Annotated in this window: 16 protein-coding genes, 1 tRNA gene and 2 rRNA genes; 9 read left to right on the forward strand and 10 right to left on the reverse strand. The window is 41.2% G+C overall.

From position 1 onward, the window contains the following. The 3 genes from CZ809_RS18215 to CZ809_RS18225 form a co-directional block, all read left to right on the forward strand. A 23S ribosomal RNA gene (locus CZ809_RS18215) occupies nt 1-701 on the forward strand; the annotation flags it as partial. A gap of 137 nt (nt 702-838) precedes the next feature. Beyond that, nucleotides 839-954: ribosomal RNA gene (gene rrf, locus CZ809_RS18220) — 5S ribosomal RNA — on the forward strand. 69 nt (nt 955-1,023) lie between these two features. Beyond that, nucleotides 1,024-1,100: transfer RNA gene (locus tag CZ809_RS18225), tRNA-Asp, on the forward strand. Nucleotides 1,101-1,421: 321 nt separating this feature from the next. On the opposite strand, the gene CZ809_RS18230 is transcribed toward CZ809_RS18225, so the two are convergent. The 4 genes from CZ809_RS18230 to gadC form a co-directional block, all read right to left on the reverse strand. Beyond that, a complete protein-coding gene (locus tag CZ809_RS18230; protein ID WP_080158962.1) occupies nt 1,422-2,036 on the reverse strand; it encodes a trimeric intracellular cation channel family protein in 615 nt (204 codons plus the stop codon). Between the two features lie 166 nt (nt 2,037-2,202). After that, nucleotides 2,203-3,603, reverse strand: a complete 1,401-nt coding sequence (gene gad / locus CZ809_RS18235; protein WP_080158963.1) for a glutamate decarboxylase — start codon at nt 3,601-3,603, stop codon at nt 2,203-2,205. A gap of 15 nt (nt 3,604-3,618) precedes the next feature. Beyond that, complete coding sequence (gene glsA / locus CZ809_RS18240) at nt 3,619-4,563, reverse strand: glutaminase A (RefSeq protein WP_080158964.1); 945 nt, start codon at nt 4,561-4,563, stop codon at nt 3,619-3,621. A 16-nt stretch (nt 4,564-4,579) separates the two neighbouring features. Then, nucleotides 4,580-6,103, reverse strand: a complete 1,524-nt coding sequence (gadC, locus tag CZ809_RS18245; protein ID WP_370738024.1) for a glutamine/gamma-aminobutyrate antiporter GadC — start codon at nt 6,101-6,103, stop codon at nt 4,580-4,582. Between the two features lie 330 nt (nt 6,104-6,433). On the opposite strand from gadC, the gene CZ809_RS18250 reads away from it, so the two are divergent. Next, nucleotides 6,434-6,757, forward strand: coding sequence for a hypothetical protein (locus tag CZ809_RS18250; protein WP_235865974.1), 324 nt, complete (start codon nt 6,434-6,436; stop codon nt 6,755-6,757). Between the two features lie 83 nt (nt 6,758-6,840). On the opposite strand, the gene dapD is transcribed toward CZ809_RS18250, so the two are convergent. Together dapD and CZ809_RS18260 are read right to left on the reverse strand one after the other, a co-directional pair. Further along, nucleotides 6,841-7,872 (reverse strand): 2,3,4,5-tetrahydropyridine-2,6-dicarboxylate N-succinyltransferase, encoded by a 1,032-nt coding sequence (gene dapD / locus CZ809_RS18255; RefSeq protein ID WP_080158966.1) that lies wholly within the window; start codon nt 7,870-7,872, stop codon nt 6,841-6,843. Nucleotides 7,873-8,210: 338 nt separating this feature from the next. Beyond that, complete coding sequence (locus CZ809_RS18260; RefSeq protein WP_065167310.1) at nt 8,211-8,513, reverse strand: YebG family protein; 303 nt, start codon at nt 8,511-8,513, stop codon at nt 8,211-8,213. An 82-nt stretch (nt 8,514-8,595) separates the two neighbouring features. On the opposite strand from CZ809_RS18260, the gene CZ809_RS18265 reads away from it, so the two are divergent. After that, nucleotides 8,596-9,282: a DNA-3-methyladenine glycosylase I gene (locus tag CZ809_RS18265; protein ID WP_080158967.1), complete on the forward strand. Its 687-nt coding sequence runs from the start codon at nt 8,596-8,598 to the stop codon at nt 9,280-9,282. Here the strand turns inward: CZ809_RS18265 and CZ809_RS18270 are convergent. Further along, nucleotides 9,279-10,169, reverse strand: a complete 891-nt coding sequence (locus CZ809_RS18270; protein WP_210434299.1) for a LysR substrate-binding domain-containing protein — start codon at nt 10,167-10,169, stop codon at nt 9,279-9,281. The two genes, CZ809_RS18265 and CZ809_RS18270, sit on opposite strands and share 4 nt — an antisense overlap. 162 nt (nt 10,170-10,331) lie before the next feature. On the opposite strand from CZ809_RS18270, the gene CZ809_RS18275 reads away from it, so the two are divergent. The 4 genes from CZ809_RS18275 to recD all read left to right on the forward strand — a co-directional run bounded on the left by CZ809_RS18275 (nt 10,332) and on the right by recD (nt 20,974). Beyond that, complete coding sequence (locus tag CZ809_RS18275; RefSeq protein ID WP_080158969.1) at nt 10,332-11,324, forward strand: TDT family transporter; 993 nt, start codon at nt 10,332-10,334, stop codon at nt 11,322-11,324. A gap of 214 nt (nt 11,325-11,538) precedes the next feature. Beyond that, complete coding sequence (gene recC / locus CZ809_RS18280) at nt 11,539-15,000, forward strand: exodeoxyribonuclease V subunit gamma (protein ID WP_080158970.1); 3,462 nt, start codon at nt 11,539-11,541, stop codon at nt 14,998-15,000. Nucleotides 15,001-15,285: 285 nt separating this feature from the next. After that, the gene (gene recB, locus CZ809_RS18285) at nt 15,286-18,906 is read left to right on the forward strand and encodes an exodeoxyribonuclease V subunit beta (RefSeq protein WP_080158971.1); all 3,621 of its coding nucleotides are present in this window, start codon (nt 15,286-15,288) and stop codon (nt 18,904-18,906) included. Next, nucleotides 18,899-20,974 carry an exodeoxyribonuclease V subunit alpha gene (gene recD, locus CZ809_RS18290; protein ID WP_080158972.1) on the forward strand — a complete coding sequence of 692 codons (2,076 nt, stop codon included), beginning with the start codon at nt 18,899-18,901 and terminating at the stop codon, nt 20,972-20,974. The genes recB and recD overlap by 8 nt, the downstream gene beginning before the upstream one ends. Nucleotides 20,975-21,041: 67 nt before the next feature. Here recD and CZ809_RS18295 read toward each other — a convergent pair whose 3' ends face one another. From CZ809_RS18295 to CZ809_RS18300, 3 genes are all read right to left on the reverse strand, one after another. Continuing rightward, nucleotides 21,042-21,593: a disulfide bond formation protein B gene (locus CZ809_RS18295; RefSeq protein ID WP_080158973.1), complete on the reverse strand. Its 552-nt coding sequence runs from the start codon at nt 21,591-21,593 to the stop codon at nt 21,042-21,044. A 7-nt stretch (nt 21,594-21,600) separates the two neighbouring features. Next, nucleotides 21,601-21,759 (reverse strand): DUF5993 family protein, encoded by a 159-nt coding sequence (locus tag CZ809_RS21560; RefSeq protein ID WP_369925927.1) that lies wholly within the window; start codon nt 21,757-21,759, stop codon nt 21,601-21,603. Nucleotides 21,760-21,919: 160 nt separating this feature from the next. Beyond that, complete coding sequence (locus tag CZ809_RS18300) at nt 21,920-22,459, reverse strand: disulfide bond formation protein B (RefSeq protein ID WP_080158974.1); 540 nt, start codon at nt 22,457-22,459, stop codon at nt 21,920-21,922. Nucleotides 22,460-22,464: the final 5 nt, after the last annotated feature.

Here is a 22,464-nt window from a genome sequence, read left to right on the forward strand (position 1 = left end):
GACCCCTTATCGGGGTTACGGACAGTGCCTGGTGGGTAGTTTGACTGGGGCGGTCTCCTCCCAAAGAGTAACGGAGGAGCACGAAGGTGGGCTAATCACGGTCGGACATCGTGAGGTTAGTGCAATGGCATAAGCCCGCTTGACTGCGAGAATGACAATTCGAGCAGGTGCGAAAGCAGGTCATAGTGATCCGGTGGTTCTGAATGGAAGGGCCATCGCTCAACGGATAAAAGGTACTCCGGGGATAACAGGCTGATACCGCCCAAGAGTTCATATCGACGGCGGTGTTTGGCACCTCGATGTCGGCTCATCACATCCTGGGGCTGAAGTCGGTCCCAAGGGTATGGCTGTTCGCCATTTAAAGTGGTACGCGAGCTGGGTTTAGAACGTCGTGAGACAGTTCGGTCCCTATCTGCCGTGGGCGTTGGATGATTGAGAGGGGCTGCTCCTAGTACGAGAGGACCGGAGTGGACGAACCGCTGGTGTTCGGGTTGTATCGCCAGATGCATTGCCCGGTAGCTAAGTTCGGAATCGATAACCGCTGAAAGCATCTAAGCGGGAAGCGAGCCTCAAGATGAGTCATCCCTAGACCTTTAAGGTCTCTAAAGGGTTGTTGAAGACTACAACGTTGATAGGTCAGGTGTGTAAGTGCTGCGAGGCATTGAGCTAACTGATACTAATTGCCCGTGAGGCTTAACCATACAACACCCAAGGGGTTTTCCTTCTCATAAGAGAAGAGACGGACTCTACAAACGCTTGAATGCGTGTTGAGAACAACTAGTTAGATTTTCCCAGATTGCTATTTATTGTCATAAGACAATAAATAAACCAGAATTTGCTTGGCGACCATAGCGTTATGGACCCACCTGATCCCATGCCGAACTCAGTAGTGAAACGTAATAGCGCCGATGGTAGTGTGGGGTCTCCCCATGTGAGAGTAGGACATCGCCAGGCTTCAAATTCGTTTTTATCTTTTTATAAAGGTAGAGACAACAAGTTGCATTTATGCTGAATAGACACTGCGGAGTGGTAGTTCAGTTGGTTAGAATACCGGCCTGTCACGCCGGGGGTCGCGGGTTCGAGTCCCGTCCACTCCGCCATTATTGAAGAAACCTGAATCGAAAGATTCAGGTTTTTTTTCGTCTGTCTAAAAGTAAAATGAAGCGGAATAGACACTACGGAGTGGTAGTTCAGTTGATTAACTTTTTATTGGGAACCTTAGCTTAGTGGCCTGACACTCAGGGGGCGCGCTGATGTTCGGTATAGCAAGTCCCGTCCACGTCACATTATTGAAGAAACCTGAATCGAAAGATTAGGCATATTTTACATCTGTAGAAAATGGCAACGATAGTGTGGCTATCATCCGTCATCTCGAAAGGAAAGCGCAAATAATCCATCTATTTCAGCATAGTATAGATGGATTATTTTAAGAGTAACCAATTAGGGAAGGTGATTTTTTTGATCACAATGTACATTCTTACAATAATAATAAAGCTAATACTGGTTAGAGTGGCAATATTAGGACTGATTGAAAATTTAATTTGAAGAATATAAAGGTAGCAACCAATAATCACCGGGCTGGCATAAAATTCAGTATTATTGAACATTGTTGGCCGAGCCAGAATAACATCACGTAATACACCACCAAAGACTGCGGTGATCATTCCCATAGTAACTGCAACATAACCTGCATAATGCTCGGCAACCATATTCTTAGTGACGAGTACGGAAAACATTGCAATTCCAATGGCATCGAGTACAACGATCAAACGTTCGGCTTTTATTTTACGAAGGTGGGGCGCGAGGAAAAAGCCGACAAAAGAAGTAATCAGTGCCGTCCAAAAATAAGAGGGATCCCTAATCCAAAATACTTGTCCTGTTGAAAGAATAATATCTCGTACAGTACCGCCACCAAGTGCTGTTATCCAACCTAATACCATGACACTAACGATATCTTTACCTATGTTAGCTTCACTTATTACCGCACTTAATGCAAAGGCAACGATACAGATAATTTCAATGGTGTGAATTAGCATAAATAAGCCTATAACATATTAATATCACGGGAATAAATTTAAACTTGATACTAACATGCAGTGGTGTTCATACCAGAGAGTAAAAATGGTGATAGTGTTTTCAAAAATAAAAAAAGGCCGGAAATCCGACCTTTTTTATGATGTTTATATGTGAGATTAGAAAATATTATCGACCGCTATGATCAAATGTTTTTACATCTTCAGCAGTACATTGAGAGGCTGCATGTGAAGTAAGAAATTCAATAGAGCGGGTAAAGTCAGCGATTAATAGATTAGCAAGATCAACGGTTAGACCTTGTTTAACTAATATACGTTGCACCACAATTTCCTGAGCATTTGCAGGCAGGCTATAAGCAGGTACTAACCAACCACGAGTACGTAAACGATCAGCAACATCATAAAGAGTAAACGGTACATTCACATCAGCTTTTAAGCGCCATGAAATTGCAGGGATCCCTTTTTCTCGATTACCATCAAATAAGAACTCAAATAGATTAAACTTATTAAGCTCTTTAACTAAATATTCACACACATCGTAGCTTGCATTATGAATACGTTGGTAACCTTCAAAGCCTAAGCGAAGGAAATTATAGTATTGAGATATAATTTGACCCGCAGGGCGAGAGAAGTTTAGTGCAAAAGTAGGCATGTCACCACCAAGGTAGTTAACATGGAAGATTAAGCCTTCAGGTAAATCTTCTTTATTGCGCCATACAACCCAGCCTACACCTAGTGGTGATAAACCAAATTTATGGCCAGAAGTACTGATTGATTTCACGCGTTCAAGGCGGAAGTCCCAAGGTTCAATATTTGGTGCACAGAAAGGTGCTAACATTGCGCCGCTTGCACCATCAACGTGAATATCAATTGAGTTACCAGTATCATGCTCATAAGTATCTAGTGCATCTGATAATGGTTTTACGGTTTCGTATAGCCCTGTAAAGGTTTGGCCAAAAGTAGGCACAACCATAATGGTGTTAGCATCAACAAGTTCTAACATGTCTTCAGGGGTCATGAAATAATGCCCTTCGTCCATTTTAGTTTCACGCATTTCTACGTCCCAGTAGCGGGCAAATTTTTCCCAACATACTTGAACAGGACCACAAACCATATTAGGTTTATCTGTTGGTTGACCTAGCGCACGACGCTTTTCACGCCAACGCCAAAGTGCTGCTAAACCACCAAGCATACAGGCTTCACTCGAACCTGTTGTTGAAGTACCAACGGTTGTTACTGATTCAGGTGAATTCCATAAATCCGCTAAAATATGGACACAACGTCCTTCTATTTCTGCTGATTGAGGGTATTCATCTTTATCTATCATGTTCTTATCAATAGATAGATCCATTAATTTATGAACTTCGTCTTCTTCCCATGTTTGGCAAAACGTGGCTAGGTTTTGACGTGAATTACCATCGAGATAAAGTTCATCGCGAATCATTTGATAGATCACATTGGGTGCTTGTTCTTGCTGAGGTAGCTTGGTAGTTGCCGCAACGTTATTAATCGCTTCTGAACCAAAGATTGGATCATTACCTGATTGACGGTTTACTTCATGAAGAGCCATAATTTTCTTCCTACCTTAATGTTGCTTACTGCTAAATAAGTTCCAAGCCATTGCTTGAGTAACATGTTTAATCATTTGCTGACCACGAATACTATTGCCAAATGGGTCTAGTCGTGGTGAAAATGCTGCGAGTGCGCCAATGTTGGGTATCACTGTTAATAAACCACCACCGACACCACTTTTACCGGGTAGACCAACATCATATGCCCAGTCGCCAGAGGTATCGTAAAGACCTTCCATCGCCATTTCTGCAAGAATATGGGGAATATTTTGAGGTTGAATTAACTGTTCACCTGAACATGGATTTTTACCGCCATTAGCCAGTGTTGCCCCTACTGTTGCTAGTTCTACCGCATTAAATAGGGTGGAACATTGGCGAGTATAAACATCACAAGCTTCAAGTGGCTCTGAGTACATACGACCAGATGACTCTAATAACAATGCAATAGCACGGTTATGAGTATTAGTGGTTTGCTCAGATTGATTGACTTCATCAGAGAGCGTAATCGCACTGTTTGCGAGCAGTGATTGGAAATGTAAAATCTGCTGCCAGCGTTGTTCTTTATCTGTCGCCTTAACTAAACTCACTGTTGCCATAGCGCCCGCATTGACGAGGGGGGTTAAGGGCTTACCTTGGTGTAGTTCAAGGGCAAGCACTGAATTAAATGGCATGCCAGTAGGTTCTGCACCGACTTTACTGTGTAATGTATCTGCTCCAGATTGCTCAAGCACTAACCCGAGCGTCATGATTTTTGAAATAGACTCAATCGCAAATTTATAATCAGCATCTTGTAATTGAATCACTTCACCAGTAACAGAAACGAAAGCCAGTCCTGTTAATTCTGATGGTACGGAAGCTAAAAAAGGAATATAGGAGGCATTGTCGCCTGCCATATTTGTTTTTGCTTCGTCTAGCGCTTGCTGCATAACGACAGCAAGCTTTTCATTTAGTTGTGACATTGACGCATCCTTAACACTATTGATTCAAGGTATGAGTAATTTTGTCTGATGGGTTAATAACACCAGGGTGTACGTTTTCAATTTCCCAAGTAAAGGGTGCAAAGTCAGTCACTGCTGGATCTTTCCAGTGAGGTTGACGAGCTTTGTATATAAACAATGGAATTAATACGAAGATCACCGTTAAGACGACTAAGAAGCCAACGTATTCTTCAGGGCTGCCCACCGCAATTTGACTTGGTGGAATAAAAGAGAAGATGAACGCTAATAGTGAACCAGAGAAACCGACACCAGCGATGATCCACATGCCCATATCACCACCAGGGATTTTGTATGGACGTGGACGGTTAGGTTGGCTGTAACGTAAGTGAATAGCGGCAGCGAACATTAACAGATACATAATGAGGTAAAGTACGACTGTTAATTGGCTTAGAATTTGATAAGCAGCTTGAACAGAAGGTAATACTACAAATACAACTGAAATAATGGTCACCAAGAAAGCTTGCACCATCATGATGTGCGTTGCCATACCGTGTTTATTGGTATATTGGAAAAAGCGAGGTAAATAACCGCCTTTAGCAACAACAAGCAATGCAGATGAAGGACCCGCAACCCAACCGACAACCCCTGCAAGTACCCCAAGTGCTAAACATGCAGCCATAATTGGCGCAGCCCAGCTGATACCCGCCCAAGCAAACATATCATCGTAAGCGACTAATAAACTTTGAGTTAAGTTGATATCTTTTTGAGGAATAACAAAAGCGATAGCCAGTGTACCTAGTACAAATACACACACAGTACCAATTGCAGCAATCGCAATCGCAATAGGGTAGTTACGTGGTGCGTCATCAACTTCTTTAACGTGAATAGCGTTCATTTCCATGCCGGCATAGAACAAGAAAATACTGGCAGCTAAAACAACATTATTAAAGTTAGAAAAGTCAGGAATCACATCATGCCAAGATAATTGCACTTGTGGTGGACGACCTGAGAAGAATAGGTAAGAGAAACCTAAAATAATTAACACGATACCAGGAATAACCGTACCAATTAAACCGCCCCATTTAGCGACTTTAGAAAACGCTGCGGTACCACGTAAAGCGATAAAAGTAGCTAACCAGTAAATCGCTAACACTATTCCTAATACGAAGAATTTATTCTGGGACAATGCTTGGTCCCATGACTGATCTGGGCCCATGAACGCAAGTGATACTGAACCAAAAGTCAGTGCGGTTGGGAACCATACAGTAACTTCGATCCATAACATGAAAATAGCAACTAACGCTAAACGTGGACCAAATGCTTCGCCCACCCAGCGAAATACCCCGCCTTTTTCCGACCAACCTGTAGCAAGTTCAGCAGCGACGAGTGAAACGGGAATTAAAAAGACAACGGCGGCAAAAATATAATAAAAAATGGAGCTCAGTCCGTATTCAGCTTCTGCTGGAAGACCACGCAAACTCACAACAGCAACGATATTTAACATTGCCAACGCGAATATGCTGATCCCCCCTTTTTTTGCTTTATCTATACTAGTCATCATTAACCAACTTCATAATCAAAGATATTTAAATTTTTATTGTTAGGTTTTGTGGACTAAAAACAGAACGTTTTATACTGTTTTAATAAATTCACTCTATAAAAAATAGCACCAACATATATGTATTTACACGCATAAAAAGCATTGTTTAGGTTGCATATATGTAGGTTGAGTATTTTTTTGCTTTGTGTGGTTGATTAGAATTGTGAATCATAGTGATGAAATGTTTTTGTTGTTGGCGTGAAATGTATGCATGGGTTGATGTTGTTAATATTATTGCGTAGGAAATTATGTAAAAATGAAATTCAATAGATTGATTTTAGGGAACAACCAGTGAAATTTTTTTTCCAGCGTAATGAAACGGACTCAGAAGTTAGAATTGAATTGAAAACCGCGTCGTTTTATTTATTAGTCGCGATGATTGTGGGTTGGATGGCGATCAGTTTTATTTTGCAGTCAAATGAGGCGGGTTCAGTATTTTTACCGATTTTAATTGGTTTTATGATGTTGCGCTTCTTTGCTTTGGTTAAAGTACAAAAAGAAGTATTAGTGGCGATGCGAGATAAGCGCTTAACTACTCAGGGAAGTAAATTCTCATTTGCGAATCCCTTTATTTATATTATTAAGAAAAAGCCACAACTCGAGACTGAAGCATAATTAAAAACGGCCGCGATGCTATTTGTTATACCAATATATAGCAGCATTGCGGCCGTTGGCGATCATTGAGTAGCAGATATTAATTAGTTATTGCTGTGCAGTTCGCTGTTTAGTTCAATTGCTGTTTTATTGGTTAAACATTCAATTTGGCCTGTCATTGAGTTACGACGGAACAAGAGATCTGCTTTACCTGCAAGATCGCGTGCTTTGGCTGTTTCAACAGCTTTACCGTCAGCATCAAGCATTTGTACTTTTGAACCAGCAGTAACATATAAGCCTGATTCAATAGTGCAACGATCACCCAGAGGGAAACCAAGGCCAGCATTGGCACCTAAAAGGCTATTTTCACCAATGGATACCACGACTTTACCGCCGCCTGATAGTGTACCCATAATTGAAGCGCCACCACCGATGTCAGAGCCATTACCCACCATAACACCTGCAGAAATACGCCCTTCAACCATGCTTACGCCTGTTGTACCAGCATTGAAGTTAATGAAGCCTTCATGCATAACAGTGGTGCCTTCACCCACATGTGCACCTAAGCGAACACGGGATGTATCAGCAATACGTACGCCTGTTGGTACGATGTAGTCCACCATTTTAGGAAACTTATCTACGCAATCAACAGTGATAGTTTCGCCATTAAGACGCGCATCCATTTGGCGCTCAGCAAGTTCTGGTAAGTCGATAGGACCTTGGTTTGTCCATGCAATGTTGTGTAATAAACCAAAGATGCCATCAAGAACTAAACCGTGTGGTTTCACTAAACGGTGAGAAATAAGTTGTAGTTTTAAGAAACCTTCAGCAACAGATACTGGTGAGATGTCTGTTTTAAGCATAACCATAACCAGTGGCTGTGAAGACAATGTTGCTTTAGCTGCAAATTGTGCGCTTACTTCATCATTAGCATCTTCAAAGGCAGATGCAATTGCAGCACATTGCTCAGGTGTAACCTCAATCGCTTGGTTACCACCGTGATAATCTACGATAGCTGCAATGTCTTTTACAAGTTGTTCAGATGGATGTAGCGTTGGGGTAGGGAAAAACGCTTCTATAATTTTTCCATCTCGGTTTTTAGTTGCAGTACCTAGGGCAAGTGAAAAGCTAGACATGATTACCTGTTCTCCATTTCAAATAAAATAATACGATGCGGTAATTAAAATAATGCGATCATCAATAACTAAAGTCAGTGATTGCCTATTGAGTTAATCGATGGTTTACCGCTAATTTATCTATCATAAAGACAGTTACAAAAATAAAGAAGAGCTGAACTGATAATCAGAGCAAAATGATAGTTTATTGACGAAAAACGGACATAATACAATTCATTTTGAAACTTTTATTTGTTCATAATGACGCAGAGAAAAGTGACAAGTGGGGGGGGGGAGAATATAAAGAAAAAAAAACCTCCATTAGGAGGCTTTCGACGACAAACTGAATAATCGAAAAATTATGCGGCGTCTTGCTGTTGCTCATCGGCAACAACTTCAGGTTTTACAGCTTTTGCTTTTGGTGCTGGTTTGGCTTTTTTTGCGCCTAAAGCAACCAAGACTTGTTCACGCTTTTGCGCTAAGAACATAGATAGTTCTTCTTGTTTTGCTTCATCTTCAAATAAGTCACTTTCACTTAATAAAGCAAACATATCATCTGCCATATCAAGCATTTTGTCATATGCGTCGGCTTCGGATTTAGAGGTAAAAGTCATCTTTTCTTCCCCGTTGCGCTCTACTACATATTTGACGATAACTGCCATGGTCATCCTCTCCTAAAATTTATTTACTGGTCGCTTATACAGTAGTATGGTGAGTGAGTCTAGTGCTAAGCGTGTGAATGTGATGACTCGAGAAAAATTTAACCAGATTTATCATCGTGCTGCTGAAAGAAAGGGCGGTGAATTAAATTTAGAACAATTATTAACAACCCCATTGAATAATGAGCAATTAAAATTAATTCCTGATCACCGTTGGTTAGCTGAATTTACGCAAAAAGTGTTTCAGTGTGGTATTCGTTGGCAAGTTGTGCGTAATAAGTGGCCTGCCTTTGAGCAAGCATTTTTTGAGTTTGATATTGAAAAAATGGGCTTGATGCCAACTGAAATGTGGGAGCGAAAAGCCCAAGATGCTTCTATTATTCGAGATTTAAAAAAGGTCATGACGATCCCTGAAAATGCCAATATGATCCATCGGGCGGCATTGGAATATGGTTCATTTTCTACCATGGTTGCCGATTGGCCTGAGCAGGACATTGTTGGATTATGGCTATATTTAAAGAAAAATGGTTGTCGTTTAGGCGGTAAGACTGGGGCGTATAGTTTGCGTGGTTTGGGTAAAGATAGTTTTTTATTTACTCAAGATGTGGAAGCTTATTTACGTCATACCGATATTATTGATGGCGGCCGTGATACGTTAAAATCATTACGCGCAGCGCAGAATGCATTTAATCATTGGCAACAACAATCAGGCCGATCATTAACGCAGATCAGCCAAATTATTGCTTTTAGTGTGGGTGATAATCGCGTTTAATCAAGTTGCCACTGTTGGCAAAATGTCAAAAATAGCTTTAATAATGGGCTTTGATATTTTTCTTGATGATACAGCATCCAATATTGACGGCTCATATCAAGGGGGATCGTTAGTATGGCGACGCGTTGTTCTTCAACCGCATGTATGATTGCTCGTTGAGAGATACAGGTAATACCTAAATCGGCACTGACGCAATTGATGATAGCTTCAGTAGTATTTAATTCAAATGACGTGGTCCATTTATCTAGTCGTGGTGAAATACGATTTAGAAAAAATTCACGCGTGCCTGATCCTATCTCTCTTAATACCCATTCTGAACTTTCGAGATCTGATAGCTGTAAATTTTCAATCTGTGTTAATGGATGTTGTGGGTGACAGGCAATCACCATTTGATCACTGAGCCACGGTTGAACAACAAGATCTGAGTGTTGTACTTTGCCTTCCACTAAACCCACATCTAATTCAAATTCTGTCAGCTTATGACAGATTTGAGCGGTGTTTGAGATAAATAATGTTTGATCTCGATGTTGGGTTTCAAGTCTAAAATCGCGTAATAAAAAGGGGGTTACTTGATTACCTACGGTATCACTTGATCCTACTTTTAATTGACCAGTTAATGGACCCGCTTGATCAAATAAATTTTCAATCGCATTTGAACGAGCTAAAAGTTCATCAGCAAGAGGTAATAGTCGTTTTCCTTGTTCATTGATTATTAAACGATTGTTGTTGCGATCAAACAGTTTATGATCTAACTGTTTTTCCAATTCAGAGAGCGCCATACTAACAGCAGGCTTTGATAAAAATAATTTTTCTGCAGCGGCGGTAATTGTTTTTTCTTGCGCTACAGTCACAAAAACTTTGAGTTGTTTTAACGCTATATTCATCATTACCTCATTAAAAGACGTAAGGCGAATCATGTCCGTCTTATTGTTAAATCAATCTTAACACTGTTTTAAATATATTCAATTATTATAAACGTTGGTAAACGGGTATACTGCAAGCAACAAAACAATAATTCGCTATTGCTATCATTCAAGCGGAGTAAAAATATGATTGCAGCAACAAAACGAAAACTCGCTGGTGCGCCAACACCAATGGCTGGGTTAGCATTAGGTATTGGCAGTATTTTATGGTGTTGGGAAAATGGTGCCCAACTTCATGGTTATGGACAGATTACCGGCGCGGTGATTGCCGCAGGGATGCTACTCATTTTAATGGCTAAATTTTTAGTGCATCCAAAACTATTGTGGGGTGATTTATCTCATCACGTTGTTGGTAGTGTCGTACCCACATTTGCGATGGCATTAATGGTGGTATCAAAAGCCGTCAGTGTTTATGGCTCGATCACTGTTGGTGTATATATTTGGCTATTTGCGGTTGGATTACATGTTATTTTCTTAGCATTATTCCTTTTCCACCGTGCGCGTGATTTCCATTTACACCATATGGTACCGAGTTGGTTCGTGCCGCCGATTGGTATTATTGTTGCTGATGTGTCATTTCCTGGTGTGGCAGCATTACACCCACTTGCCTATGTATTATTGATGTTTGGTATGCTTGCTTATGCTGTGATGTTACCAATGATGATCTACCGATTTATGTTCCGTGATGAAGTGCCTGATGGCGCTAAACCAACCATTGCGATTATGGCAGCGCCTGCAAGTCTATCTTTGGCGGGTTACCTAACAATTACCGCTACACCGTCACCAGTGATCGTGGCGATGTTAGGTGGTATTGCAGTGCTAATGACTGCGGTGATCTACTTAGCCTTTTTCCGATTATTACGCTTAGAGTTTAGCCCAGGTTATGCCGCCTTTACTTTCCCTATGGCGATTGGTGCGACGGCCTTATTTAAAACCGCTGCTTGGATGAAGAGTTATGGCTTTGATGCTCACTATGTCGCTCAAGTTCATGGTTTAGCTACAATTGAATTATATGTTGCAAGTATCATTATTGGTTATGTAGCCATTCGCTATTTAGCTTTTTATCGACCAGTGAGTCGATTATTCCAACGCAGTGAAATCTGTCCACACAACATTTGATAGCAATGGTGCAGTAATTTCACGAATGTGTTGCTGTACCCATAAATGTTGAGTGTGTTGCCCAGTCAATTTGGCTGGGCTTTTTTATTGGTGTTTATACAACGTATTGATATTAATTGTGGTGCTTTTTGGCGTTTTTAAGCTGTATTTATTTACAGTATCTCAGTGATGGTAGACAATTTGGTTATCTATTTTTCTGCTGTGGAATATCTGCGTGTTCACTGTCTATCATTCAAATCAGCTTGATTTGCTTAAATCATTACTCGTTGAATTGATCCGCTTACAGCCGTTAGCGAATCCGTTTGAAAAAGAGCAAATTCTGGTACAAAGTCCAGGTATGTCACAATGGTTAAAAATGGAATTAGCGACCTCGTTTGGGGTGGCGGCAAATATAGAATTTCCATTACCTGCGACTTTTATTTGGAAAATGTTTACTCAAGTTTTGGCTGATGTGCCCGAGCGAAGTGCATTTAATAAAGAAGCGATGACATGGAAATTAATGCAGGTATTGCCACAACAATTTGATCAACCTGAATTTGAACCATTACAGCGTTATTTAGAAAACGATAATGACTCGCTAAAGTGTTACCAACTGTCTGAAAAAATAGCCGATATTTTTGACCAATATTTAGTGTATCGCCCCGAATGGATCCAGCAATGGGAAGCGGGCGAAACCGTCACAGAGCTTAATGATGAGCACCCGTGGCAACCGATCTTATGGCAAGCGCTTTACGATCAAACCTTAGCCTTAGAACAATCACCGTATCATCGTGCTAATTTGTACGATCACTTTATTGAAACGCTGAACAATTATTCTGGTAATGAAGGTAAGGCGGCGTTACTGGCGGCGGGATTACCGCAACGATTGTTTGTGTTTGGTATTTCTTCCTTACCACCACGTTATCTCGATGCGTTAGCTGCTATTGGTGAACATATTGATGTCCATTTAATGTTTACTAACCCGTGTAAATATTATTGGGGTGATATTCGCGATCGTAAACATCTGGCACGTTTAGCGGCGAGACAACGAGTACAGCTACAAAATATCGCCACTGCTGATGATGTTGAGGCGTTATTGTCAGTGCTTAAAGACAACGATCAAAATAATTATGACGATGACATGCACAATGATGTTGTTGGTAATAGCTTATTAGCATCGATGGGGAAACTTGGGCGAGATAATATTTATTTGTTATCGGCAATGGAAGTCAATGAAGTCGACGCAGGTTTTGTTGATATTGAAGCAGATACGTTGTTACATGCTATTCAAGCAGATATTTTAAACCTTCAAGATCGTCAAGACGATACTCAACTCGATTCCAGCGAGCACAAATTCCCGATTGCTACTGATGATCAGTCTATTACCATTCACGCTTGTCATAGCCCAATGCGTGAAGTGGAAGTACTGCATGATAAATTGCTAGCGATGTTTGAAGCCAATCCAACCCTAAAGCCGCGTGATGTGATTGTGATGGTGGCTGATATCAATGCTTACAGTGCCGCAATTCAATCGGTATTTGGTAATGCGCCGGGTAATCGTTACATTCCTTTCTCTATTTCTGACCGTACGGCAGAGCAAGAAAATCCTATTTTATTGGCATTTTTACGTTTACTTACCTTACCTGATAGCCGCTGTCATGCCTCTGAATTATTAGAACTGTTAGAAGTACCAGCGGTGATGGAAAAGTTTGGTTTTGATAGTATTAGCTTTGAAAAAATCAAACAATGGATTGAAGAAGCAGGTATTCGATGGGGGCTTGATCAACACACAGCCAGTCAATTTGATTTACCTGAACAGCTGCAAAATACATGGCTATTTGGTATTCAGCGAATGCTGTTAGGTTATGCAATGCCACATGATACTGGGCTGTTTGCAGGGATCTCTGCTTATGAACAAGTACAAGGGTTAGATGCTGAATTAGCAGGACAATTAGCGGGATTCATCGATAGCTTAATTGAATATCGTTACGCGTTGGCACAAGCACAAACCGTTAATCAATGGGCGGAGTTATTACATCAGCTACTGGATGATTTTTTTGTAGTTGAGCTGGAAGGTGAGTTAATTTTAAAATCGATTCGCGATAACTTGCAGCGGTTGCATCAGCAATTGCAAGATGCGGGTTATCAAGGGCAAATCACGCCAGCGGTATTGACACAATACTTGCAAGATAAGCTCTCTGGTGAGCGCGTTAGTCAACGTTTCTTAGCTGGACAAGTTAATTTCTGTACCCTGATGCCAATGCGCTCAATTCCTTTTAATGTGGTGTGTTTATTAGGAATGAACGATGGGGCTTACCCGCGTAATATAGCTCCTGAAGGGTTTGATCTTATGAATGGCCGCACTAAGGCTGGAGATCGTTCTCGTCGAGATGATGACCGTTACTTATTTTTAGAAGCCTTGTTATCCGCTCAACAAACATTATATATCAGCTATGTTGGACGTTCGATTCAAGACAATGCCCCAAAAGTACCATCAGTGTTAGTCAGTGAGCTGGTGGAGTATTGTCAGCAAGGCTATTGCTGCGCGGGCGATCAACCGTTAGCGGTAGATGTCTCTGCAAACAATATCAAACAACAGTTAATTCAACATCACCCGTTAGTGCCGTTTAGCCCCAGTGCGTTTATTGGCGATCACGCCAGTTTTGCGATTGAATGGTTACCTGCGGCTAACCGTGATGGGCAAGCAAGTGCGCCATTTCAACTTGATGCGTTAGTTGCTGAACCGATGGCTGATGATCAGGTTTTAGTTCTAGAGTTAGCAGAATTACAACGTTTTTGGCGTTTACCAGTACGTTATTTCTTTAACCGTCGTCTTAAAGTGTATTTTGAAGCGCCAATGGGGTTATTAGAAGATGATGAGCCGTTTGTTCTTAACGGGTTGGAAAGCTATTTAATTCGCGATCAGTTATTGGAATTATTATTAGATGCCAAGTTAAAAAATGATGATCTTGATGTCATTTATCATCAGTTTGCCGCTGAACAACGGGCTGCGGGTACTTTACCTGTGGCGGCATTTGGTGATCTTGATTTAGCGGCTAGTCGCCAAGCGGTGGCGAATTTAACTGATGTGATTGAGCCATTAATTCATGCACCATTAGCGGATCAAGAAGTGGCGATCACGGTGCAGGTAGCTCAGCATAATGTTGTTTTACAAGGCTGGCTCAAGCAGCGTTATCAGTCAGGTCTTTTACGTTACCGTACTGGCAAAATTCGTCCACAAGATCTGCTAACGGCTTGGCTTGATCATTTATGTTTGGCTATATCGGTGCCTGAAACTCAACAGGTTACCCATATCATTGGTACTGATAAGCAGTTTGAATTACAAATTATTGAACCGCAGCAAGCGCTAGCTTATTTACAGCAGTTGATTGAACTGTATTACCAAGGTTTAAATCAACCGTTAGCCTATTTTCCTAAAACTGCGATGGCAGCCATACAAGCCCATATTGGCCGTGATGGTAGTTGGAAGAGTGATGAAGAAACCGAACAAAAAGCCCTGACAAAAATGGCTGAATGTTTTAACGATGGTTACTTGTTTGCAGGGGAAGGTAGTGATGATTATATTCAGCGAGTATGGCCGCAGTGGAATGATGATGTGGCACAAGAAGCGAATCAATTAGCGGCATTGGTGTTACAAGCTGTGGTGGTGAACAGTAAAGAAATTAAGCCAGAATAATGCGGTAGTGAAGTAGTGTGGCCGCCAGCAAATCATTGTTAGTTGTAGGGTGTTCGCTGTGCGGCCACAGGTCCAGAGGTGACCAAGTTTCTGGCGCTGATACTAACTAACCACCGTCGTATAAACCGTGAGTAAGTTCTCACAATATAGGAACACAACAGAATATTAGGTGCCAATATTTACTTATAAGTGTTGGGTCACATAATAACGAGCCAAATTACTGAAATTGAAAACTATCAGGCTAGTGCTGTTGTTACATATAGCAACCATGGGATGAGTAACATAATGGCGACTGAAGTACTAACAACGGATGACGTACTAACGAATATTCTGCAACCAATGACGTTTCCATTGCATGGTACGCGTTTGATCGAAGCATCAGCAGGCACCGGTAAGACCTTTACCATCGCAAGTTTGTATTTACGGTTATTGTTAGCGCATGGTAGTGAGGCGACGCGTCATCAACAGCAATTGACCGTAGATCAAATTTTGGTGGTAACTTTCACAGAAGCGGCGACGGCAGAATTACGTGATCGTATTCGTGCCCGTATTCATGATGCGCGGTTAGCGTTTAGTCGTGGTGTTAGCCACGATCCTGTTATTGCGCCGTTATTAAATGAATATCCAGATCATAAATTAGCCGCAACCCTACTCTTACAAGCCGAACGGCAGATGGATGAAGCCGCGATTTATACTATCCATGGTTTTTGTCAACGAATGCTGACTCAAAATGCGTTTGAATCAGGCAGTCGATTTAATAATGAATTTGTGACTGATGAAAGCCAATTAAAAAAGTTGGTGGTTGCAGATTATTGGCGTAGTAATTTTTATCACTTGCCGCCAGCTCTGGCGCATGAGGTTCGTGAAATTTGGTCTGCACCAACTAAATTATTAAAAGAAATTGGCAATAGTTTAACTGGTGCGCCAGTGCGATTATCCGTGGTGGCGATGACTGAATCGTTAGAACAATTACACCAGCAAAATATTGTGCGGATTGATGAAGTAAAAGCGTTGTGGCGTCAGCATCAAGCAGATATTGAAGCTTTAATTGCTAATTCTGGTATCAATAAACGCAGTTATACCAAAAAAAGTTTACCCAATTGGATTGAGCAAGTCAGTGCATGGGCTGCGCAACCTACTGTTGGTTATGAACTGCCTGATAATTTGATTCGCTTCCATCAGCAGACATTAATTGAAAAAACGGCCAAAGGTGATGCGCCTGAGCATGCGGTTTTTAATGTTATTGCTGAACTGTTAGATAATCCGGCTAACTTGCGTGAGCCACTATTAGCCCATGCAATTGAGCATTGTCGTCAATTATTGGCTGACGCTAAAGCGCGTAAAGGGTGGTTATCATTTGATGACTTGCTGACGCAGTTAGGCGCTGCAATTGATAATGATGTTGATGATCTACTCGCAAGTAAAATTCGAGCCCAATATCCGGTGGCGATGATTGATGAATTCCAAGATACCGATCCATTGCAATACGGTATTTTTAGTGATGTTTACCGCCATCATCCTGAATGTGGTTTGTTTATGATCGGTGATCCTAAGCAGGCTATTTATGCCTTTCGTGGCGCCGATATTTTCACGTATATTCAAGCCCGTCGCCAAGTTACTGATCACTATACATTAGCGACTAACTGGCGCTCGACAGCCAATATGATTGCTGCGGTTAATAGCGTGTTTCAACAGCCAGATAGTCCGTTTATTTATGATCAAGATATTGAATTCTTAGCGGTTGATCATAGTCCTAAAGCGGCTCAACGTAGCTGGTGGTTAAATGGTGAAGCACAACATGCATTGACGTTTTGGTTACAAGATAGCCCTGACGGTAAGCCAATAACTAAAGGTAATTATCAAGCGACAATGGCCGCAGCTACAGCGGCACAAATTCAACATATTCTGACTCAATCACAACAGCACCAAGCGTACTTTTTAGATGGTGAACAGCAACATGCGATTGCTGCGGGTAATATTGCGGTATTAGTACGTACTGGTACTGAAGGGCACTTAGTGCGTGAAGCATTATCCAAACAAGGCATTGCCAGTGTTTATTTGTCTAACCGTGATAGTGTTTTTTCAACCTCAGAAGCAGCCGATATTCAACGGTTATTGCAAGCGGTATTAACCCCTGAAGATGATCGTATATTACGTGCAGCATTGGCTTCAGGATTATTTGCACGTACTGCGATTGAACTCGATCAACTCAATAATGATGAGAATGAATGGGAAATTGCGGTTAATAGTTTTAAGCAATATCGTCAGCAGTGGCAAAAACGCGGTGTAATGCCAATGTTGCGCAGTGTGATGGCGAAAAATCAAATTGCGGAGCGCTTATTAGCCGAAGATGGCGGTGAACGTAAATTGACTGATTTGCTGCATATTGGTGAGTTATTGCAACAGGCAAGTCAGACGCTAGACAGTGATTATGCTCTATTGCGCTGGCTAGCTGAACATGTAGCAGAACCAAACGGTAATGCTGATGATCAAGTGATGCGGTTAGAATCAGAACGTAATTTGGTGCAGATTGTTACCATTCACAAATCAAAAGGTTTGGAATACGACTTAGTCTTTATGCCGTTTGTGTGCAGTTACCGTGAAGTTGATAGCAAAGGCGAAGTTAAATATCACGATGAAGTGGATAACATCACGGTACTCGATATTGCGAAACAAGCGCCAGCAATAGAAAAAGCTGATAAAGAACGATTAGCTGAAGATCTACGCCTAATTTATGTGGCATTAACCCGTGCAGTTTATGGGTGTTATGTCGGTATGGCACCAATTCGTAATGGTCGTAGCACCAAAGAACCAACGGGGTTGCATCGCTCGGCAATGGGGCATTTAGTGCAGAATGGCCAAGCTGGTGGTGTGGCAGCACTTGAATTAGCCTTAGCTAAGCTCTGTGAAGCCCAAATTGCAATTACGGTCGCTGAGCCGCCACAGCTTGCTGATGTTCAATGGCAGCCTCAAGATGAAGTAACTGAGGCCTTGATTAAACGCCCATTTTCAACCTCATTGGAACGTAATTGGTGGATGACCAGTTATTCTAATTTAGTCAAACAAGGCCATCAAACCGCCCATGATAGTAGTTTAGATTTGCCTGGATTTGATATTGATTCGGTGCAAAATGTCACCGAAGAGAGTGATGATGGCGAGTTAGAATTAGAGCCGCAATATTCTATTTATACTTTTCCACGTGGTGCGCGCCCTGGTACTTTTTTACATACTGTGTTTGAAGAAATTGACTTTACTGCTGCGGTTGATTGTCCTGAAACGGTTGCGAAACTAACCGAATTACTGCAACTAGAAAATTATGAATTAGCGTGGTTACCTGTGTTGCAGCAGTTAATTCAGGATGTATTAACTTGTGCGCTTGATGGTGATACGTTGCGGTTGGCGGATAAAACAGCGTCGCAACGATTAACGGAAATGGAATTTTTATTGCCGATTGAGATTTTACAAGCAGTGGCACTTAATAAGATCATTGCAAAACATGATCCGCTATCAGCTAAAGCCGGAGAGTTAGGCTTTGCAACCGTGAGTGGAATGCTAAAAGGCTTTATTGATTTGGTGTTTGAGCATCAAGGTAAATATTATGTTTTAGACTGGAAATCAAATTATCTTGGTGATGATCCGCAAGTGTATCGAGGTGAGCAATTGAAAACCGCGATGCGTGAACACCGTTATGATTTGCAATATCAAATCTATGCGTTGGCATTGCAACGTTTTCTGCGCAGTCGTATACCTAATTACAGCTATGAGACCCATTTTGGTGGGGTGTATTACTTGTTTTTACGCGGCATTCAGGCGGGGAGTGACAGTGGTATTTTTTATGCGCGCCCAAGTGAACAATTACTTGATGATTTGGATTTATTGATGAAAGGAGCGCTACCGCATGCTTAAGCGTTTACAAAAGCTCACTCAACAGGGTGGATTACGGCAGCTTGATTATCAGTTTGCTAAATTTGTGGCGTTACACAGTCCGCAATCGCAACAGGATTTGGCGGCACTAATGGCTGCGTTAGTGAGTTATGAATTAGGCAAAGGCCATGTGTGTATTCAATTAGATCAATTGCGCGAGCAGCACTTATTTGGTTTATCCAGCCGATTATCGGTAGCGTTAGTTGATGGCTTACCTGAATTAACCCAATGGGCGTCATTATTAGCGCAATTTGATGTGGTAGCGAATGTTCAATCACAAGGCTTACAAGCGAGTCCTTTGGTGTTTGATCATGGTCGTTTATACCTTAATCGTTATTGGCAATTTGAACAAACTGTTGCAACACGGATAGTGGAAATGGCGACTAATCAAGGTCAAGTAAGTGATGATACGCAGTGGCAAGGCCAACAACTGAGCCTGATGCATCAAGCGTTAAATGATTTATTTCAGCCAAGTTATGGTCATTTATATCACGCTTTGCAAGGTGTCACTGATAGCCAGCAACGCCAACAACTAACCTGTGATTTTTTGAATATTGTCAAGCCACTGCAGCTTGATTGGATGGCGATTGATAGCGTATTACAACAAGCGCAGCAAATAACAGATTTACAGCCATTAGACAGTTTAGTACCAACGACGAGCTGCTTAAATTGGCAAAAAGTGGCTGCAGCAATGGCATTAACGCGTCAGTTTGCAGTGATCTCTGGCGGGCCGGGTACAGGTAAAACCACCACTGTAGCTAAATTATTGGCGGCGTTAGTGATGCAAGCTAATGGTGAACATAAACCGAATATTATGTTGGTGGCACCGACAGGTAAAGCCGCAGCCCGATTAACGGAATCGATTGGTTCGGCCATCAAATCATTGGCTGTACCACAGGTGATTAAAGATTTAATCCCAACTCAATCAAGTACATTACACCGTTTACTGGGTTCGATCCCAAATCGGGTTGAGTTTAGGCATCATAAAGATAACCCGTTGCACCTTGATGTGCTGGTTGTTGATGAAGCTTCTATGGTCGATTTACCGATGATGGCGCGATTATTAGACGCGATGCCACAAGGGGCTAAATTAATTTTATTGGGTGACCGAGATCAATTAGCCTCTGTTGAAGCGGGAGCAGTGCTAGGCGATATCTGTTCTTTTTCAACCCAAGGCTACAGTGCCCAGCAAGGATTGCTATTAAGTCAGCTAACAGGATTTGATCTACACTCAAATAATATTGGTTTAAGTGTGGTGACAGACTGTTTGTGCATGCTACAAAAGAGTTACCGTTTCCATGCATTATCGGGTATTGGTCAGTTAGCTAAAGCGATAAATCAAGGTAAACCAGCACTGGTAAATAAAGTTTGGCAACAAGGGTTTAAAGATATTCACCATTATCCATTAGGTGGTGAAACGTACGTTGCTATGATTAATCAAGTAGTGACGTTTTATCTTGATTATCTTGATGCAATAAAAAGCGATAAAACACCCGCTGAAGTATTAAAAGCATTTGCGAATGTCAGATTGTTATGTGCCTTACGTGAAGGTGACTTTGGTGTGGTCGGTTTAAATCAACGGATTGAAAAAGAATTGACCCATCGAGGTCGAATTTCACCCAATGATGAAACATGGTATGTCGGTCGTCCGATTATGATCACCCGTAATGATCACGCATTAGGATTATTCAACGGTGACATTGGCATGACGATGCTAGAGCCAGAAATAGATCCTGATAGTGGACGACGTCGATTACGGGTTTATTTTGAAATGCCTGACGGTACTATTCGCGGTATTTTACCGAGTCGTATTCCTGAACATGAAGTGGTGTATGCGATGACGATCCATAAATCACAAGGATCGGAATTTGATGATACGTTAATGGTGTTACCTGCGGAGTACACACCTATTTTAACCCGTGAATTAATTTATACCGGTATTACCCGTGCCAAGTCGCGTTTGTACCTGTACGCACCAATGGATATTATTACTAAAAGTGTCCAAGTTCGAACTGAACGTGCCAGTGGGTTAGCACAATTATTAGTGTAATGTTATTGGTTATCTTTGAGCGAACAATGCCAGTATTAATGCTGGCATTGTATTTTTTAGCGTGACATTATTTTTTGAATTGATCCAACAACCAATAACTATGAGGATCGGCTGGGGTAACATGTGGTCCGGTCATAATGAAGGTTGAGACAATATTAATTAATACGACAATGACGGCGAGATAACAGGCTAATTTACCGATATTCTTAATACGGTGATTGGCGGTGTTTTTTTCTTGTCGCCAAAGACATAACAATACGGCTACCCCGACAATTGTCATAACAAAAATAACAAAAGCCCATGTGTAATAATGCATACCGAGTAAGGGGCTTCCATAGCCAGGATCATTTGGCAATAAGTGGAGTGACACTTGACGTAGTGCTGCTATTGCACCAAATAATGCACCCAATAAAATAATACCGTAATGGGGCTGTTGAGGACCAAAACGAATATTCAGCATAAAGCCAAACATCACCATCATAAACCCTATGCGTTGTAACAGACATAAAGGGCACGGTAATTCATGAAAGACTAATTGAATAATTGAGCCCATTGCAAGAATAGCGGTGATCCCAAGTAAACCTAAAATATTGAGTCGATTAATAAGTTGATTGTTCATAGAATACTTAAATTGAGATCGGCAGAGTGTATACAATGTGATGCTTTAGCAAAATAGAGCCAGCAATGAATGTTAGTGCAAACATGGCATAACTCAGTTTTCTTTTGCCTTTAAGTGCAGTTAACATTGTTATTAATATGAGACAGAACACAAAAATACACAGCATGAATATTAATAGCCCTTTTTTGAATAAAAATACAGTTATTGTAGTATACCTTATGCGTATTTATTGGTAACAGACTTATATTTAAAGTAAAAATAAAATAATAAAAAACGCCAGCATATTGAGACATAAGCTGGCGTTGGTAAGTGTGTTTTTATATTAGTTAATTAAATAACCAATAGCTAACAGGGTTATCTGGACATTGGTAAGGACCACATTCAATAAATGTCGATGCCACGTTAACGACAACAGCAAAAATAGCCAGTAAGCATACAAACTTACCAAACCTACTCATTTTATAATCAGTGTTATTCCAGCTTTTATTCCATAGTAGCTGTAATACAGCAACACCTACGATGGTAAGACAAAAGATAATAAATGCCCAAGTATAATAATGAATACCAAATATCGGACTACCAAATCCTGGCGTACCTGGAATGACGTGTAATGACACTTGACGTAATGCTGTCGCAGCACCAAAGAGTGCGCCGATGATTAATACGCCATAGTGGCGTTGTTGGGGCCCATAAATGACGTTAAGCATAAAACCAAACATCACCATCATGAAGCCTAAGCGTTGTAATAAACATAGGGGACACGGTAATTCATTGAGTACAACTTGAAGTACAGATCCCATTAATAAAACGAAGGTGATTCCTAATAGGCCTAACGTATTGAGTAGTGCAACATTTTTATTATTCATGCATC

This window comes from Photobacterium piscicola (assembly GCF_900166965.1).
In the GTDB taxonomy this organism is placed as follows: Bacteria; Pseudomonadota; Gammaproteobacteria; order Enterobacterales; family Vibrionaceae; genus Photobacterium; species Photobacterium piscicola.

Coding starts and splice junctions, on each gene's coding strand:
- CZ809_RS18230 (WP_080158962.1), bottom strand. CDS start 2,036: ATGCTAATTCACACCATTGAAATTATCTGTATCGTTGCCTTTGCATTA.
- gad (WP_080158963.1), bottom strand. CDS start 3,603: ATGGCTCTTCATGAAGTAAACCGTCAATCAGGTAATGATCCAATCTTT.
- glsA (WP_080158964.1), bottom strand. CDS start 4,563: ATGTCACAACTAAATGAAAAGCTTGCTGTCGTTATGCAGCAAGCGCTA.
- gadC (WP_370738024.1), bottom strand. CDS start 6,103: ATGATGACTAGTATAGATAAAGCAAAAAAAGGGGGGATCAGCATATTC.
- dapD (WP_080158966.1), bottom strand. CDS start 7,872: ATGTCTAGCTTTTCACTTGCCCTAGGTACTGCAACTAAAAACCGAGAT.
- CZ809_RS18260 (WP_065167310.1), bottom strand. CDS start 8,513: ATGGCAGTTATCGTCAAATATGTAGTAGAGCGCAACGGGGAAGAAAAG.
- CZ809_RS18265 (WP_080158967.1), top strand. CDS start 8,596: ATGACTCGAGAAAAATTTAACCAGATTTATCATCGTGCTGCTGAAAGA.
- CZ809_RS18270 (WP_210434299.1), bottom strand. CDS start 10,169: ATGATGAATATAGCGTTAAAACAACTCAAAGTTTTTGTGACTGTAGCG.
- CZ809_RS18275 (WP_080158969.1), top strand. CDS start 10,332: ATGATTGCAGCAACAAAACGAAAACTCGCTGGTGCGCCAACACCAATG.
- recB (WP_080158971.1), top strand. CDS start 15,286: ATGGCGACTGAAGTACTAACAACGGATGACGTACTAACGAATATTCTG.
- recD (WP_080158972.1), top strand. CDS start 18,899: ATGCTTAAGCGTTTACAAAAGCTCACTCAACAGGGTGGATTACGGCAG.
- CZ809_RS18295 (WP_080158973.1), bottom strand. CDS start 21,593: ATGAACAATCAACTTATTAATCGACTCAATATTTTAGGTTTACTTGGG.
- CZ809_RS21560 (WP_369925927.1), bottom strand. CDS start 21,759: ATGCTGTGTATTTTTGTGTTCTGTCTCATATTAATAACAATGTTAACT.
- CZ809_RS18300 (WP_080158974.1), bottom strand. CDS start 22,459: ATGAATAATAAAAATGTTGCACTACTCAATACGTTAGGCCTATTAGGA.